We start from the raw sequence: 16852 nt of genomic DNA on the forward strand, positions 1-16852 counted from the left end.
TATATAATTTTTCATGATATTATCTAAACTGTATAATTCTTCGATTTTTACTTCCTGGATATCCCAGCTTATAAAGGTGGTCTTTAGTTTAGTAACCCTCCCCATTGTTCTTAAGCAATTTTCTGTAGAACAAGTTAATGTATGGTTTTTGTTTATTACCATAGTAGGAATTGGGCAGGGGATTCAATATGGATTTAATACAACTTTCGTTCGTTTTTTTTCATACTCATTTTCGGGAGTAAGAATAAAAGAGTTTTTTGATATAAAGAATAAACTCGAAGCAAGTCTATCAAAAGATGTTGATAAACAAGAATTTTCTGATCTGTATGTTGTTTTAAAAAGAACTTTTCTTTTTTTGACATTAATTTATTTCTTTTTACTTGCTGTTTTTGGTACATGGGGTGTTATAAAGCCAATAGGGTTTTTGGAGAATTATCAAGAAGGTTGGATCGCATGGCTGGTGATTATTCTTAGTACTTCAATAAACCTCTATATGTCTATTTATCAGATCTACCTTAGGGGAATAAACAAGGTAGCTTTGATCAATAGAGTTATTACGATTGTTAGTTTCTTTGGAATATTTCTAATCCTATTTGTGGGTATTTACTTTCCTAGTTTGTTAAATATTATTCTAGTTGTACAATTTATAGCAATAATGAATAGTTTATGTCTTTATTTTGCTTCACAAAAATCTAATGATAGTTTTTTACAAAAGATTCCTAAATCCTTTTTTAAGAAAGAAGTTTTTAATGAAGTTTGGGATAGTGCTTGGAAAAGTGGTTTAACAACTATTTTTGCAACTGTAATTAAACATATTTCAGGGGTTATCGTAGCACAATTGTTTACTCCAATTAGTTCAGCATCATTTCTTTTAACTAAAAGATTATTTGAGCTATTAGAATCATTTACCATGGTTACTTTTCAAGCTAAGATTCCAGAAATAGCAGCTTTCAGAGGAAGAGGTGATTTTAAAAAATTAATACCGTTATTAAAAAAAGTGCTGTATCTTTCTTACGGAATATTCGTAATTGGTATCGTTGTGATTTTGTTTTTTGGAGAAAACTTAATAAGTATTATAAAAGGAAATGCAGAATTAGGAGGAATATCGCTGTTACTTGCCTTTACTTATTCAACATTAATATCAAGATGGGCAGGTATTAATTTGGCAATTTCTAACCAAGCAAACAATGTAATTGAACATATTAATGCTTCAATAGTTTTTGTTATCTATTTTTTATTTTTGGGACTATTGTACAAGGAATTAGGTATTGTCGTTTTTCCTTTGGCTGCATTGGTATCTACGCTTGCAACGGCTCCATTTATTATTAAGAGAACATATAAAACATTAAATACGACTTTTATTGAATTTGAAAAGTATATGTTTATACCGATTATTATAATAGTTAGCTTAATTAGTCTTGTTTACATCTCAATTGAAATATGATCTTATGATGAATGAAAATAGTATAGACACGCAGAGTGTTGAAGAATTCGTAAAAATTGGCTGTGAGTTAATTGTTGAACAAGCTAAAGAGAGTATTGAGTACAATGAACGATTTTCGTTGGTGCTTTCGGGAGGAAGAACGCCCAAGCTTTTTTTTGAAGAATTAATCAAAGGATATAAAGAAAAAATCAATTGGAGTAAAGTTGATATCTTTTGGTTAGATGAAAGATGCGTTCCTCCTAATCATGATGAAAGTAATTATAACCTGGCATTTAAACATCTAATCTCTAAAATTGACAATATTGGTGGGGTATATAGAATTAAAGGAGAAATGGAACCCGAAGTTGCCTCTAAGTTGTATGAGGAGGAAATTCATAAATACTTTAAAAAACATCAAGTTAATTTTTTTGATTTTATTCTTTTAGGTATGGGAGAGGATGGACATGTAGCATCACTTTTTCCAGGCAGTGAAGAAGTAGAAGAAAAAGAAAAATTAGTTGTCTGTACAAAAAAAGAGTATAACGGGCACAAAAGAATTAGTTTGTCTTTGGAGTTAATAAATAAATCCAAAAAGCTATTAATCATCAACAATAAAAGCAAATACAATTTGTTTTTCGAAAATAGAGATAAGAATTATCCAATCCATAGGATAACTGATTTCAATTTGAAAACCTTAATACTAGTGTGATAGTTCTAAAAGGATAAATCAACAAAAACAAGTATCTTTAAAATGCAAAGCCAAGTTAAAGTAATTTTTTATTTTTTAGTGTTTGTAGTAATTCTACAACCACTTATAGGCTTATTGTTATTTAATTTGTCGGATCAACAATTTTTTATTAATTATTTTCCTGTAATAAAGGATCTTTTGATCTTTTCGATATTTTCTTTAATGATGCTTTATACATTAATTGTATCAAAAATTAATAAAGAGCATCTAAAACTCTATTCGCTTTTTTTCTTATTTATTCTAATCATGACGATTAGTTTTTTTCTTTCTGAATCAAACTTATATTTTAAATTATATAATTTAAGGAGAATTTTGATTTTGTATATCATTTTTTTTTCTTTCCATGGCCTCTTTTTTGGTTATGGTTTTACTTCAATAAAAAACTTCATAATTGGGATTTCTTTATTTATTTGCCTGTTTGGGCTTATAGAATATTTTTTGCCAGATTACTTTTGGGATGAATGGCTAAGCCTCCCTAAATATTGGAACAACGACACTCAAGGTCTTGAAATAGAATCAATTAAACAAACAGGAAGAGGATATACGTCTGATTTATATTTTTTATATAAGAAAAAATTTAGAAGAATGTTATCGGTTTTTTTAGAACCTTCAACTTTAGGTTCCTTTTTCTCATATATATTTGCATTCTTTTATTTTTCAAATAAATTTAATTATAAAAAAATATTTTTGATTCTGATTCTTCTATGTGGAATGATGGTTTTTTCGAAAATATTTATTCTTTCGATACTTCTTATCATTGCTATAGATTACTTTAGAATGAATCTAAAATTAATTTTTTTAGGAATGACTCCTCTGCTAATATTTTTGGGATACACAGTAACAAATAGCACCTTTATACATGGGTCCTTTTCACATATAGTAGGAGTGTATACAGGTTTTGAAATAGCAATGAATAAGTTGTTTGGAATGGGGTTAGGTATGGCAGGAAATAGACCAATGAATCCTTCAACCAATATAGTTAATGGAGAAAATGGAGCAGAAAGCGGTTTTGGAAATGTTGTTGCCCAAATAGGAGTGGGTGGGCTTATAATAAGTATTATTTTATACCTATTAATGGTAAGATCTTATAAAATATATAAATTATCTGGTAATTCTGATTATTTGGGTATATCAGCAATGATTTTAGTGTATTATTTAAACTATAATTTATCAGCATCTAGTTTAGCCTTAAGTGGAAATTTTATAGTTTTCATTTTAGCTGGCGTATATTTAAATAGGGGTGTTTTAATGAAAAAAATATAATGTATAGTAAATTTTTAAATCCATTATTTCTTTTAAAGAAAAGGAAATCGATATTAAATAGGGTGAAAAACATACCCAACAATTTGGCTTGGAAGTTTTCCTATTTTCTTATTAAGAAAGGATATCTCTCAAATACTGATTATAATAAAATTGAAAATTTAAGAGATAAACATAAACATAAAAAAGCTATAATTTGTGGGAATGGACCAAGTGTAAAGATTGAATATCTAGAAAAATTTTTCTATGATGATGATTATATAATTTTTTGTGCAAACAGAATTCATTTAATTTATGATCAAACAGATTTTCGCCCTGATTATGTGTTTACTTCTGATAAACAGGTTATTGAAGATTTTGGTGAAGAATTAATAGAGAAGAATAAGGGAAAGTTTTTTATTATTTCAAAAACGAAACCAATAGTTAATGATCATTATTGCTGGGGGTTTATACTTAATCAAAGACCTTTTCGATTTCAAAGAAATGTATCAAAAGGCTTTTCTAGTGGTGCGGGTTCTTTATTCCCTGCGATACAAATGGCCTATTTTATGGGAATTAAAGATATGTACCTCTATGGAGTTGATCATAGTTTTAGTTTTAAAAAACAAAAAGATGGCAAAGCGTCGGGAGAAGGAAATCATTTTATAAAAAACTATAGAAACAATAAAAAGTGGGTTCCTCCAACATATGACTTAGTTGAACAAGCTTTTAAAGAATGTGATAAGTTTTTAAGAAAAAACAATGGTAAATTGATTAATTCAACAGATGGGGGTAAACTTGAAGTATTAGAAAGATTATCTCCTTCAAGTTTATTGGATAAAGGAAAACCGCATGAAAAAGTTTGATTTTGAACTAGAATCTTCAGAAAAAATTTTGATTGACAAAGTTTTTAGAACCTGGAGTGAAAACTCATTTTGTATTATAAATTTTTTGTATTATTCTAATTATACCTTATTAAAAAAGGATAGAGAATACAAAGAAGCATTAGATATATCTTCACATTTATTACCTGATGGGATTGGAATGCAAATACTTTATAAACATAAGTATAATATTAAATTGCCAAATCTTAATGGGACTGATTTTACACCTTATGTTTTGAGGTATACGGCAGAAGAAAAAATTTCTTTTGCTTTATATGGTTCTACAGATAATGGTTTGAAGTTTTTTAAAGAATGGTTAGAAAAAGAGTATGGTTTGTTACCTTATTTTTCTGTCAATGGTTATGAGACCATTGATCTTAAAAGTATAAAAAATAATTCAATTTTATTGATTGGAAGGGGAAGTCCTTTGCAAGAAAAATGGGTGTTGAAAAATGTGAATGAAGTCAAAGAAAAAGGACTAATGGTAATTACTGTAGGGGGGTTTTTCGATTATTTTTCTCCAGATAATAGAAGAGCTCCAAATTTCATAAGAAAAATTAAACTTGAATTCTTGTTTAGATTCTTACAATCTCCAAGAAAAAATTTTTCTAAGTTTTTTAGAAACTTTAATATTATTATGGATCTTTTTAATAACATATAGTTTATGATGCCAAAGGATTTTGATGTTAAATATATTGGGTTCTACATTTTTGCTTTTTTTTTACCGTTGCCATTACCTTTAATTGTTTCGGCAATCTTGATGGGAGGTATTGTTATTAATTCATTTTTTTTGCTAAAAAAGAAAGTTAGGTTTGATTTTTTTTCAATCATATGTATTCTATTTTTTCTAACAGACTTACTAAGCCTTACCCTCTCTGGTAGAGAAATGGAAAAAAATGTTATTTTTAACGACACAAAGCTTTCTTTTCTTATTCTCCCTTTTTTGTTGTTTAATATTAAAGAACATTTGAGCGGAATTAAGAAGCAAGTGACTCTTTTTTTTATTCTGGGTACAATCGTATATATTTTATATGCATGGTTATATTTGATTTTTTATGTTAGTTTTTGGGCAAATATAGAGATTGATCAGTTTAGTTTGATGAATGTTCTTAAAAAAGAAATGCCAGGATCTTATCATCATACATATATTGGAAGTTATATAGTTTTTTCAGGTTTGATGTTATTATTAAATTTGATATATAAGAAGGGGAAAACAAAATGGGTATTAATAGGGTTGTACTTTTTTCTTTTTACCTCTTTGATTTATATAGGCTCTAAATTATCGATTTTATTAATGATTATTTTTTCTTTTTGGATTATAATTTTTTCCAAAGGGCTTACTCAAAAAACCTTTTATTCTATAATTGGATCTTTGACATTGTGTGGAATTTTGCTATATACCATTAGAGATTTCTTAATTTATAGATTAATAGGTCAATCATTCGATCATAGATTAATATATTTTAAAGAATCACTTAACATTATTAAGCAAAATTTTCTTTTTGGGATTGGAGATGAGTCAATTAATGAAGTGTTTTTTAAAATAGGAGAAAACTATGTAAGATTAATACCTCACAATATGTATTTGAAGGAATTACTATCAAACGGGATTATAGGTTTTGTAATATTAATTATACTCTTTTTCTTTTTAGTATATACGTCTGTCAAGTTAAAAAATAAAGAAAGGCTATTATTATGTTTTTTAGTTATGTCCTATGGAATGATAGAAGATTATATATATTTGCAAAGAGGGGTTTTCTTCTTCTTATTTTTTTCATTACTTTTTTCGTCGAATAAAGATGTATGGAGTAATTTGAGTTTTAAATCTTCTGAATTAAAAAAGTAATATTTAATTAAATATGAAAGAATGAATTTGATTGTTCTCAATATTGAAATAGTTTTAATACTCATTTTCATAGGCGCATATCTCATAACATATTTGACTATTCCTAAAATAATTGGTCTTGTTGAATACAAGAATTTAATGGATAAACCGAATAATAGAAGTTCACATGTGAAAATTACTCCTACTTTAGGAGGAGTTTCTTTTTTTTACACTTTAATTTTTACTCTTTTTTTTTTAAAAGAATGGGATAATTATGATGAAGCAATTTATTTTATCCCTGGATTGACTATTCTTTTCATTGTTGGCTTAAAGGATGATCTTGTAGTATTGTCACCATATACTAAACTTGCAGCACAACTCCTTGCTATCATTTTTATTTTAAGTAATGAAAGCTTTATGATTCGTTCATTAAATGGTTTTCTAGGAATACATGAAATCCCTGTTTATTTGTATTATTTCGTTGGGGCTTTTTTAATGCTCACTATTATTAATGCGTATAATCTTATTGATGGAATAGATGGATTAGCAGCGATTGTTGGAATTATAATTCTTATAATTTACACAACGATATTTTATATTACTAAAGAGTTTTTTTATGTACTTCTTTGTCTTGCACTAAATGGATGTTTGATTGCTTTTTTGAGCTTTAATCTCTCATCAAGTAAAAAAATATTTATGGGTGACACGGGATCTCTTATTGTTGGGTTTATTATAAGTACATTAACATTGAAATTTTTAGCATTATCTCCTGAATCATATGATAGTCTTCCTTTTTTGTTAGAAAATGTACCACTGATAGCAATAAGTATATTAATTGTACCATTATTCGATACGGCTCGTGTTTTTACGATAAGATTAGCAAATAAAAAAAGCCCTTTTTCTCCAGATAGAAATCATACACACCATATATTGATCGATTATTTTAAAATTTCGCATAAACAAGCTAGTTTTATTATTGGGGGGTTTAATCTTGTTTTTGTAGTACTGTTTATTATTCTAGGAAGTTCATCATATAACTTTTATTTGGTTATTGTACTTATTTTTACAGTTATCGTATTAGGTTATTTCTTTTATCGTTTTGATTATAGTTTTTCCAACATCAAAAGAAAAATTTTTTTTAGAAGAAAGGTGGATAATATAAAAAATGAAGTTAGAAAAGGAGGAGGGAAATTAATGCAGAAAAACAAGCAAAAAAACAAATGAAAATCTCAGTAATAGGAACTGGTTATGTAGGTCTAGTAACAGGAACATGTTTAGCAGAAACTGGTAATGAGGTTGTTTGTGTAGATATCAATGAAGAAAAGGTTCAAAAAATGCGTAATGGTGAAGTGCCAATATATGAACCTCATTTGGATGTATTGTTCGAAAGAAATATTAAAGCAGGTAGATTAACTTTTTCTACATCTCTAGAAGAAGGACTGAATCATGGTGAGATCATATTTTTGGCACTACCAACGCCAGACGATGGTGATGGATCTGCTGATTTGCAATATGTTTTAGGAGTGTCTGAGCAGATAGGAAAGATGATTACTGAATATAAAGTGATTGTAGATAAAAGTACTGTTCCTGTAGGAACTGCAGAAAAAGTATATAAAACTATTAAGGAGAATGCCAAATGTGATTTTGATGTAGTTTCTAATCCAGAATTTTTAAGAGAAGGCTTTGCCGTAGATGATTTTTTAAAACCAGAACGAATAGTAATTGGGTCAAGCTCAGAAAGAGCTACCGAGCTAATGCAAAAATTGTATAAACCATTCGTAAGATCTGGAAACCCAATAATTATTATGGATGAAAAATCAGCTGAGCTTACCAAATATGCGGCGAATTCTTTTCTGGCAACTAAGATTACTTTTATGAATGAGATTGCTAACTATTGCGAAAAAGTTGGCGCAGATGTGGATAAAGTGAGGATAGGGATAGGTACTGATTCTAGAATAGGAAAACGTTTCTTGTTTCCTGGAATAGGATATGGAGGGTCTTGTTTTCCAAAGGATGTAAAAGCACTTCATAAGTCAGGAAAAGAATCACAATATGATTTTAAAATTCTAGATGCTGTAATTAAAGTAAATGATAACCAAAAAATAGCGCTATTACCAAAGATTAAAAAATATTTTAATAATGATCTTAGTAATAAAAAATTTGCTATTTGGGGATTAGCATTTAAACCAGAAACTGATGATATTAGAGAAGCTCCATCATTATATTTGATTGATGAATTACTAAGGGAAGGATCAAGGATTAGAGCTTTTGATCCTGAGGCAATGGATAATGTAGCAAAAAAATATAAGAATAAAATTGATCTTACAGAGTCAATGTATGATGCTTTAGAAAATGCAGACGCACTGATTATATGTACAGAATGGAGCATTTTTAGAACTCCTGATTTTAATAAAATAAAAAAGACACTTTCGTGTCCAGTAATTTTTGATGGAAGAAATTTATATGATATCAAGGAGATGGAAGGGGAAGAGATTTCGTATTTTTCGATAGGTAGAAAGGATGTAAAATGAAAAAAATTCTAATTACTGGAGCAGCAGGTTTTTTGGGATCTCACTTATGTGATAGATTTATAGCAGAAGGGTTTCATGTGATTGCCATGGATAACCTGATCACAGGTGATATCAAAAATATAGAACATCTTTTTAAACTACAACAATTTGAATTTTATCATCATGATGTAACCAAATTTGTTCATGTTCCAGGAGAATTGGACTATATTCTACATTTTGCATCCCCAGCGAGTCCAATAGATTATCTTAAAATTCCGATTCAAACATTAAAAGTTGGATCTTTGGGTACACATAACCTTTTAGGGTTAGCAAAAGAGAAGAAAGCAAGAATTTTGATAGCTTCAACAAGTGAGATATATGGGGACCCTCTAGTACATCCTCAAAACGAAGAGTATTACGGTAATGTAAGTACTATAGGGCCAAGAGGAGTATATGATGAAGCCAAACGTTTTCAGGAATCGATTACGATGGCATATCATACCTATCATGGATTAGAAACCAGAATAGCACGTATTTTTAATACCTATGGACCTAGAATGCGATTAAATGACGGTAGGGTAGTACCTGCTTTTATAGGACAAGCATTGCGAGGCGAGGATTTGACAATATTTGGAGATGGATTACAAACCAGGTCTTTTTGTTATGTAGATGATCAAGTAGAGGGCATTTATAAATTACTTTTTAGTGATTATATATATCCTGTAAATATTGGTAATCCAGATGAGATAACGATCAAAGATTTTGCTGAGGAAATTGTGAAGTTAACAGATACAAATCAGAAAGTAGTATATAAACCATTACCTATTGATGATCCAATGCAGAGACAACCAGATATCACAAAAGCCAAGGAAGTTTTAGATTGGGAACCCAAAATTGATAGGTCACAAGGAATGCGATTAACTTTAAACTACTTTAAAGAGTTTTCAAAAGAAGAACTTCAAAAAAGTGAGCATAGAGATTTTATGTAGTGTTTTTATATTGTATTGTGATAATATATGTTAATACAAAACGTTAATTGCTTCAAAATGAATTAATAGTAAGTGAAATTAAAGAATTTAATAATCAATGCTACAAGCATGTTTTACAAAGAAGATGACTGGATAGTTATGACTTTTTGGAACAGCTTATATATTGCTTTCTTTTTATTACCACTAGGGATTAATCTTCCAACTCCATTTTTTGTGATTTCAATTATTTTTGGAGTCATTATGATGTTCAGATCTGATAAAAGTTTTATACTAGATAATAAAATATTACTACTATTCCCTGCGTATTTTGTAGTAATGTCTCTTGGATTAATCTACACAGATAATTTATCTAGTGGATTCGATTTGATACAGCGATCATTGACATTGTTATTATTTCCGATCATTTTTTTGTTTGTCAAAGAAGATGCAACTACAGTAAGAAAACTATTTGATTTTTTGCTAGTAGGCCTACTAGTCTCTTTCTGTTTTAATTTTTTTTGTGCCACAAACAATCTATTGCAATATGCGATTAACGACAAAGAAGGTATAAATACATTTTCGTTTATAGAACGACTGATAAAAGGGCGAAACTACTTCTTTATAGGTTCCTCTCTTTCAAGAGCAGTTAATGCAAACTATATTTCGATTTATATACTATTAGTACTAAGCTATTATCTAAAAAACAAACTACAGACACGATTGCAAATGGTAGTGATTTTTGTTTTGTTTTTGTACCTCTTTTTACTTGCTTCTATTGCTGCATATGTGATTTTAGCAATTATGGCCATACTATTGATTGTTAATATCAAGGATAAGCAAAAAAAGTATACAATGATCATTATGTTTATGATGGGAGTATTTTTATTTGCAAGCAACCCTAGAGTTTCAGATTTTTATGTGAGAATTAAAAGTTTTAATGAGACATTGGATTATGAAAACACCACTTCAGAAAAATCAAGAGTATTGTCCTGGGATGCAAGTATCAAATTGATAAAAGAAGCCCCTATTCTTGGTTATGGGGTAGGAGATGCAAACGATGTTTTGATCAAAAAATATAAAGAATTGAATTATACGTTCAATCATAAGAACAAGTACAACTCTCACAATCAGTTTTTGCAAACGTACTTACAAACAGGTATTGTAGGTTTTGGTATTTTGGTAAGCATTTTTATCTTGTTAGGTATGCGTATGAAAAGAAGCAGAAATGAATTTTCGGTTTTCTTAATTCTTTTTATATCATTACTTTTTGAATCTATGTTGGTTCGATTTAATGGGATTGTGTTTTTTTCTATCGTTATCCCTTTACTTTTAAAAAAGCGAAGTATTTTGAGTAGTAGAATTATTAGGAATGAGCAATGATTACCGTTTTTATTACTAATAGAAAAAGTTTAAGTCACTTCCTTAAAAAGAATTAGTAATACAAATTCTAATAAGTTATTTTTGAACCTCAAAAAACAAGGTAAATTATCATGAACATTTTAGTACTTGGATCAGGAGGAAGAGAACATACATTTGCATATAAAATAGCGCAAAGTAAACTTTGTAATAAGTTATTTGTAGCACCTGGTAATGCAGGGACAGCTGGTATAGCGACCAATATTGATATTTCGGTTACAGATTTTATGGCAATCAAAGATGTGGTATTGCGTGAGAGTATTGATATGGTAGTAGTGGGGCCAGAAGACCCTTTGGTACAAGGAATCAGTGATTTTTTTACCAAAGATGATCAATTAAAGAACGTTATTGTCATAGGCCCTTCTAAAGAAGGAGCACAGCTAGAAGGTAGTAAAGAGTATGCAAAAGAATTTTTGTTCAGACATAATATTCCTACAGCAGCGTATCAAAGCTTTACAGCCACTACTGTAGAAGAAGGAAAACAGTTCTTAGAAACCCTGCAAGCTCCATACGTTTTAAAAGCAGATGGTTTGGCAGCAGGAAAAGGAGTATTGATATTAGAAGATATTCAAGAAGCCAAGGCAGAATTAGAAAACATGTTGACCAATAAGAAGTTTGGTGCAGCTAGTGAAAAGGTCGTGATAGAGGAATTTCTTGATGGGATAGAACTTAGTGTTTTTGTTCTTACAGATGGAAAAAACTATGTAACATTGCCTACAGCCAAGGATTATAAGAGGATAGGAGAAGGAGATACAGGCTTAAATACTGGCGGTATGGGAGCAATATCACCCGTTCCCTTTGCTGATGATACTTTTATGGCTAAGATCGAAAATCAAGTCATTAAACCTACAGTAGACGGACTGGCAAAAGAGAATATAGATTACAAAGGTTTTATTTTTATAGGATTGATCAAGGTAGGAGATGACCCAAAAGTTATTGAATATAATGTGCGTATGGGTGACCCCGAGACCGAAGTAGTCTTGCCAAGAATAAAAACAGACTTGGTAACTTTATTTAAACATGTAGGAGATCAATCATTAGACACAATTGATATTGAGTTAGACCCTAGAAGTGCTACTACAGTAATGACAGTTTCAGGAGGATATCCAGAAGCATATGATAAAGGAAAAGAAATTACAGGAATTGATACGATAACAGACTCTATCGTTTTTCAGGCAGGAACCAAGATAGATGGTGATAAAGTAGTAACAAACGGCGGAAGAGTAATTGCAATCACATCACTTGATGAAGATTTTAGAATTGCATTGCAAAAATCATATCAAAGTGTAGAAAAACTTAATTTTGATAAAATGTATTATAGAAAAGATCTAGGATTTGACTTGTAAGAGCTAGGTTTACGATCTGTAAAAAAGAAACCCGCTGTTTTTATAAAAACAGCGGGTTTCTTTTTATTATTTGATTTCCTTTTATACTAATTCAGGAATGAATGAGCTGTAGGATCTCTATCCTCTTCATTATTGTCATTAAACTTTTTCAATTGTTTCATCCAATATAAAAAAGCAACAAAACCGATTAACATAAAAAACCAATTAATAAAATTGGCTCCAGACCAGCTTTCTAGCTCAAGTGTTCTCAAGGCATCAAGAGGAGCAAAAAGCACATCTACAAAAAAGGAATCTATAGCTTTAAAAAAATCGTTCATAACGGTTGAATATTTTTTGTAAAAAGTTTAAAGCCTTATACTTAAAAACTTTTTATAAATTAGTTCTATCATAAATAATGACAATAAATATATTATCACCGATTGCAAAAATATAAAAAATAGTAGTGTTATCAAGCTTTTTTAGTAAATCAAAACCAATTAATTATATAGTCATAGCATTGTATATGACAGTGTTCTTTGGTATTGCCTATTACAAAAAGGGATTAGAGATAAAAAGTACCCCTATTCTTTTGGCTACAGTAGGTCTTTTTTTATACGTTTTGCCTATGCTTGCACTTAATTTGGTAGCACAAAAAAATAACTTAACCAATAAAGGTACATTTACAATACTATTGTATGCTTGCCTATCGGCAGTACTTCCTAATTCATTGACAAGTTTTTATATACTAGCATCCAATGTATTTGTTTTATTAGCACTACAGAATATATTGCATTTACGAAATGAGAAACAAAGTAAAGCCAAGATTTTTAATGCTTCATTTTATATAGGACTAGCCTCATTAGCCTATTTTTGGAGTATCGGCTTTATAATCTTGGTCTTTTTAGGAATATTATATTTTTGCTCCAAAGATTATAGAAACTGGATTATTCCTGTGGTAGGTATAAGCGTAGCCTTTTTGTTTGCCAACTGTTTTACATTATTGGTCTATGATTCATTTTTTGCATTCACAGACTATATAGATTCATTTTCATTCTCATTTCACAGTTACCTAAGAAAAGAACAATTGTTTTCTGTAGGAGTATTATCAATTTGCACGATTTTCTTTTTTTCGATATATCTTATTAAGTTTGGTCGAAAAGCAGTAAATACCAAGCCAATACTTAGATTAGTTATTGTGTACTTATTGGTTGCAGTAGGGATTATAGTGGTTTCCCCTTCAAAAGATACCTCAGAGTTATTTTTTATCGTTGCTCCTTTGGCACTCATGAGTACTGCGTATCTCGAGATGGATTATCGCCAGTTTGCCAAAGAGGTTAATCTATGGGTATTCATTCTCATGCCATTTATCATTTTATTGTTTTAAAATTAAATACGTATCATTTGTTTTATAGGTTGATTATCAAAGAAATATTTTTAAAATATAATTCAGTAAGATATCAATATGGCTATATAATACATACTATTACAAAATATAATACCTTTGCATAAATTATAGAAAATAATAAGATACATGTTTACCAACAAAGCAAATTCCATTTTTAAAGAAGTTATAGAAAAATACCATGTGATTGATACTGTAGATCAGGAATTCTCTAATCCCTATGACAGTAAATCACAAGCTATAGAGCATTTGTTGTATCGTAAATGTTGGATTGATACAGTACAGTGGCATTATGAAGATATTATACGTGATCCAGAAATTGATCCCGTTGCTGCATTAAAGCTAAAAAGACAGATAGATGCTTCTAATCAGGATAGAACTGATATGGTAGAGTATATTGATAGTTATTTTCTAGAATTATACAAAGAAGTAACTCCTAAAGCATCTGCAACCATCAATACAGAAAGTCCTGCTTGGGGTGTAGACAGGTTGTCTATTTTAGCATTAAAAGTATATCATATGCATGTAGAAACTATTAGAGAAGGAGCTACAGCAGCGCATAAGGCTGGGTGCCAAAAAAAATTAGACACTTTATTAGAGCAACAAGTAGATTTATCGACAGCCATAGATACATTACTGAGTGATATAGAAAATGGCGACAAGTACATGAAGGTATACAAGCAAATGAAGATGTATAATGATGATGAATTAAACCCAGTATTGCGTGGCGGTAAATAATATCAGGAAACTAGGCGGTTCTGAGGCAAATATTTTGGTAATACGATTATCTGCCATGGGGGATGTTGCAATGACTATTCCTGTATTACGTGTTTTTAGAGCAACCTATCCAGATGTAAAACTAACAGTACTTACAAGAAAATTCTTTGCTCCCTTATTCTCGGGTATAGAAAATCTAGAGGTATATCATGCCGATGTAGATAAGAAGCACAAAGGCATCTTGGGACTTACTAGATTATCTAATGAATTAAAAAAACAGAAAATCACTGCCGTTGCCGATTTGCACAATGTGCTACGCTCTAATATACTCAAGAATTTATTCTTTTTAAAAGGAATAAAAACCATTCAAATAGATAAAGGTAGAGCAGAGAAGAAGGCATTGACTCGATCAAAAGGCAAGGTATTCAAACAATTAAAAACCACCCACCAGCGCTATGCAGATGTTTTTTCGGCATTGGGATATCCTATAGATCTCTCTACCCATAGATTTCCTGCAAAACAATCTTTGACACCTGATATTCTAGAACTCACCCAGAATTCAACCAAGAAGTGGTTAGGGATCGCCCCTTTTGCGCAATATGACAGCAAAACATACCCACTAGAATCGATCGTTGAGGTGATCGATACATTGGATAAAGAAGAGAACTTTGAGATTTTCTTGTTTGGTGGTGGTAAGCGTGAGGCCGATATTTTGAATAATATAGCGAGCAAATATAAAAATGTCACCAATGTAATAGGCAAATTATCCTTTGAAGGAGAATTAAAATTAATAGGCAACCTAGACATCATGCTATCTATGGATAGTGGCAATGCACATCTAGCCGCTATGCACGGTGTGCCAACCATTACATTATGGGGTGTTACACACCCCTATGCTGGCTTTATGCCATTTGGCCAACCAATAGAACATGCTATTTTGCCAAACCTTGCCAAGTATGATCAAATACCAACATCTATATATGGTAATAAGGTGCCAGAAGGGTATGAAAATGTAATGAATAGCATACCGCCACAAAAGGTAATTACTATGATTAATAAACTATAGAATCATACTTATTTTCTCCTTCAGATAAAAAATCTATATAAAATTAGCCCACTCTAGGTTATGCAACCTTTATAGATTCTGTATGTAACTTTATACGTAAGGCGATATAAAAATCAAAAATGACCCTCTCTGTTATGCCATTTTCTTCTAGATTTATTTTCTCTATATAAGAATCCAGTATATTATAATACCACTCCCATAACGTATCTGTTCTATCTGTAAAGCCAACCAAGGATAAAATAGCAGAACCTAGCTCTATACTGTAGCTAGAGGTATCAAACCCTATAGTATCTAATTGATGTGCAAACTGGGTGCTAATCAGTTCATTTTTGATAAGTAATAAAATCAAATCTTGATTTGCAGGTAGCTTAAATGTTGGAAAACCTTGAGCCTCTAAGTCTATTTTCATCTTTTTTATATTTAGTGTTTTTTTGATTTAGATAAAACTAGCGTAGTTCCCGGCCTTTGGTAAAACATATACTGTAATAGCTATATGTCAAGTGCTACCTTCTATAAAAGAAGCGGGCATGTATCGTTCTGACTTAAAATTTTAAAAAAAGAGCTCTGAATAGGATAACTTATCAACTCCTTTTGTATACTAGTAAGATAGAAGAAAACCTTCTATCCTTTTTTATAAACTAACAGATTTACAGGATTGCAGGGTAGGAGATGCAATTTGGTCCTGATACGGGGTAGCCTTGAATCTGTAAAAAAGGCTTTATTTTTTTGAAGCTCTGCGATATGCTGCTTTTTCTTCTGCAACTTTGAGCAACTCTGTAGAGCAGTTCATCTCATAGATTTGTTTACCAATCTTATCACTTACATACTCGTCATTAATCTCATCAAAAGGGATTTCAAAAATTTCTGCCAAGGTTGGAAGTTTGGATGGATCAAAATTACGCTTCTCATTCTCCATTTTGCTCAAATTTGCAGCGTCTAGTCCCAATAAAGCAGCTAGTTGGGTCAAGGTGAGCCCTTTGTTTTTTCTATGCGTTTTGATATACTCTCCAAAAGTTTCCTTCATTTGACTTGTCAATATTTGACAAATATACTTATTTTTATTCAAGAAAAACAAGAGCGTTTATAAGTTTTTCTTCTACTTCTTCTCCTTGATAGATTCCTTCTTTAGAGACCGCAATCTCTTCATTATTAAAAGCTCCCATGTTATAATCAGTGTTCGCTCATAGCTATATTAGCTTGCTTAGACAGTAAACAATAGGTTGTGAGGTCATGCCTTTTTCTCTAAAAATTCTGTGGCTATTATTGAAATATGTGGGCTTTCTAAAAATCTAAAATCAAGAAAAAACCTAAGATATTCTGTCATGTCTT

17 protein-coding genes are annotated in these 16852 nt (G+C 30.4%); 14 read left to right on the plus strand and 3 right to left on the minus strand.

Going from position 1 to position 16852, the window contains the following annotated elements:
- Positions 1-13 precede the first annotated feature (13 nt).
- From DG508_RS18580 to purD, 11 genes are all read left to right on the plus strand, one after another.
- Positions 14-1444, plus strand: a complete 1431-nt coding sequence (locus tag DG508_RS18580; protein ID WP_108869584.1) for a polysaccharide biosynthesis protein — start codon at positions 14-16, stop codon at positions 1442-1444.
- 4 nt (positions 1445-1448) lie between these two features.
- Positions 1449-2132: a 6-phosphogluconolactonase gene (gene pgl, locus DG508_RS18585; RefSeq protein ID WP_159090924.1), complete on the plus strand. Its 684-nt coding sequence runs from the start codon at positions 1449-1451 to the stop codon at positions 2130-2132.
- Positions 2133-2417: 285 nt separating this feature from the next.
- The gene (locus DG508_RS18590; RefSeq protein ID WP_108869586.1) at positions 2418-3434 is read left to right on the plus strand and encodes a hypothetical protein; all 1017 of its coding nucleotides are present in this window, start codon (positions 2418-2420) and stop codon (positions 3432-3434) included.
- An 83-nt stretch (positions 3435-3517) separates the two neighbouring features.
- Complete coding sequence (locus DG508_RS18595; RefSeq protein WP_159090926.1) at positions 3518-4276, plus strand: 6-hydroxymethylpterin diphosphokinase MptE-like protein; 759 nt, start codon at positions 3518-3520, stop codon at positions 4274-4276.
- The gene (locus tag DG508_RS18600; RefSeq protein WP_108869588.1) at positions 4263-4955 is read left to right on the plus strand and encodes a WecB/TagA/CpsF family glycosyltransferase; all 693 of its coding nucleotides are present in this window, start codon (positions 4263-4265) and stop codon (positions 4953-4955) included. The genes DG508_RS18595 and DG508_RS18600 overlap by 14 nt, the downstream gene beginning before the upstream one ends.
- A gap of 3 nt (positions 4956-4958) precedes the next feature.
- Positions 4959-6140 carry an O-antigen ligase family protein gene (locus DG508_RS18605; RefSeq protein WP_108869589.1) on the plus strand — a complete coding sequence of 394 codons (1182 nt, stop codon included), beginning with the start codon at positions 4959-4961 and terminating at the stop codon, positions 6138-6140.
- A 138-nt stretch (positions 6141-6278) separates the two neighbouring features.
- Positions 6279-7343: an MraY family glycosyltransferase gene (locus DG508_RS18610; protein WP_234418261.1), complete on the plus strand. Its 1065-nt coding sequence runs from the start codon at positions 6279-6281 to the stop codon at positions 7341-7343.
- Entirely contained in the window at positions 7340-8650 is a 1311-nt protein-coding gene (locus tag DG508_RS18615; protein WP_108869591.1) for a UDP-glucose dehydrogenase family protein, read from the plus strand. Before DG508_RS18610 ends, DG508_RS18615 begins: the two co-directional genes overlap by 4 nt.
- Positions 8647-9618, plus strand: coding sequence for a UDP-glucuronic acid decarboxylase family protein (locus DG508_RS18620; protein WP_108869592.1), 972 nt, complete (start codon positions 8647-8649; stop codon positions 9616-9618). The genes DG508_RS18615 and DG508_RS18620 overlap by 4 nt, the downstream gene beginning before the upstream one ends.
- A 72-nt stretch (positions 9619-9690) precedes the next feature.
- Positions 9691-10977 carry an O-antigen ligase family protein gene (locus tag DG508_RS18625; RefSeq protein ID WP_234418262.1) on the plus strand — a complete coding sequence of 429 codons (1287 nt, stop codon included), beginning with the start codon at positions 9691-9693 and terminating at the stop codon, positions 10975-10977.
- 110 nt (positions 10978-11087) lie between these two features.
- Positions 11088-12359, plus strand: coding sequence for a phosphoribosylamine--glycine ligase (purD, locus tag DG508_RS18630; RefSeq protein ID WP_108869594.1), 1272 nt, complete (start codon positions 11088-11090; stop codon positions 12357-12359).
- An 86-nt stretch (positions 12360-12445) separates the two neighbouring features.
- Here purD and DG508_RS18635 read toward each other — a convergent pair whose 3' ends face one another.
- Positions 12446-12676, minus strand: a complete 231-nt coding sequence (locus DG508_RS18635; RefSeq protein WP_108869595.1) for a DUF6341 family protein — start codon at positions 12674-12676, stop codon at positions 12446-12448.
- 125 nt (positions 12677-12801) lie between these two features.
- Here DG508_RS18635 and DG508_RS18640 point away from each other — a divergent pair, with 125 nt between their 5' ends.
- The 3 genes from DG508_RS18640 to DG508_RS18650 all read left to right on the plus strand — a co-directional run bounded on the left by DG508_RS18640 (position 12802) and on the right by DG508_RS18650 (position 15523).
- Entirely contained in the window at positions 12802-13722 is a 921-nt protein-coding gene (locus tag DG508_RS18640; protein ID WP_255412591.1) for a DUF6427 family protein, read from the plus strand.
- Between the two features lie 147 nt (positions 13723-13869).
- On the plus strand, positions 13870-14478 hold the full coding sequence (locus tag DG508_RS18645) for a DUF4254 domain-containing protein (protein WP_108869597.1): 609 nt from the start codon (positions 13870-13872) through the stop codon (positions 14476-14478).
- Complete coding sequence (locus tag DG508_RS18650; RefSeq protein ID WP_234418263.1) at positions 14465-15523, plus strand: glycosyltransferase family 9 protein; 1059 nt, start codon at positions 14465-14467, stop codon at positions 15521-15523. The genes DG508_RS18645 and DG508_RS18650 overlap by 14 nt, the downstream gene beginning before the upstream one ends.
- A gap of 58 nt (positions 15524-15581) precedes the next feature.
- Here DG508_RS18650 and DG508_RS18655 read toward each other — a convergent pair whose 3' ends face one another.
- The gene (locus DG508_RS18655) at positions 15582-15932 is read right to left on the minus strand and encodes a hypothetical protein (protein WP_108869598.1); all 351 of its coding nucleotides are present in this window, start codon (positions 15930-15932) and stop codon (positions 15582-15584) included.
- A 309-nt stretch (positions 15933-16241) separates the two neighbouring features.
- Complete coding sequence (locus DG508_RS18660; RefSeq protein ID WP_103866255.1) at positions 16242-16547, minus strand: helix-turn-helix domain-containing protein; 306 nt, start codon at positions 16545-16547, stop codon at positions 16242-16244.
- Between the last annotated feature and the right edge of the window lie 305 nt (positions 16548-16852).

The organism is Aquimarina aquimarini (genome assembly GCF_900299535.1).
GTDB lineage: Bacteria > Bacteroidota > Bacteroidia > Flavobacteriales > Flavobacteriaceae > Aquimarina > Aquimarina aquimarini.

Coding starts and splice junctions, on each gene's coding strand:
- DG508_RS18580 (WP_108869584.1), top strand. CDS start 14: ATGATATTATCTAAACTGTATAATTCTTCGATTTTTACTTCCTGGATA.
- pgl (WP_159090924.1), top strand. CDS start 1,449: ATGATGAATGAAAATAGTATAGACACGCAGAGTGTTGAAGAATTCGTA.
- DG508_RS18590 (WP_108869586.1), top strand. CDS start 2,418: ATGACGATTAGTTTTTTTCTTTCTGAATCAAACTTATATTTTAAATTA.
- DG508_RS18600 (WP_108869588.1), top strand. CDS start 4,263: ATGAAAAAGTTTGATTTTGAACTAGAATCTTCAGAAAAAATTTTGATT.
- DG508_RS18605 (WP_108869589.1), top strand. CDS start 4,959: ATGATGCCAAAGGATTTTGATGTTAAATATATTGGGTTCTACATTTTT.
- DG508_RS18610 (WP_234418261.1), top strand. CDS start 6,279: ATGGATAAACCGAATAATAGAAGTTCACATGTGAAAATTACTCCTACT.
- DG508_RS18615 (WP_108869591.1), top strand. CDS start 7,340: ATGAAAATCTCAGTAATAGGAACTGGTTATGTAGGTCTAGTAACAGGA.
- DG508_RS18620 (WP_108869592.1), top strand. CDS start 8,647: ATGAAAAAAATTCTAATTACTGGAGCAGCAGGTTTTTTGGGATCTCAC.
- purD (WP_108869594.1), top strand. CDS start 11,088: ATGAACATTTTAGTACTTGGATCAGGAGGAAGAGAACATACATTTGCA.
- DG508_RS18635 (WP_108869595.1), bottom strand. CDS start 12,676: ATGAACGATTTTTTTAAAGCTATAGATTCCTTTTTTGTAGATGTGCTT.
- DG508_RS18645 (WP_108869597.1), top strand. CDS start 13,870: ATGTTTACCAACAAAGCAAATTCCATTTTTAAAGAAGTTATAGAAAAA.
- DG508_RS18655 (WP_108869598.1), bottom strand. CDS start 15,932: ATGAAAATAGACTTAGAGGCTCAAGGTTTTCCAACATTTAAGCTACCT.
- DG508_RS18660 (WP_103866255.1), bottom strand. CDS start 16,547: ATGAAGGAAACTTTTGGAGAGTATATCAAAACGCATAGAAAAAACAAA.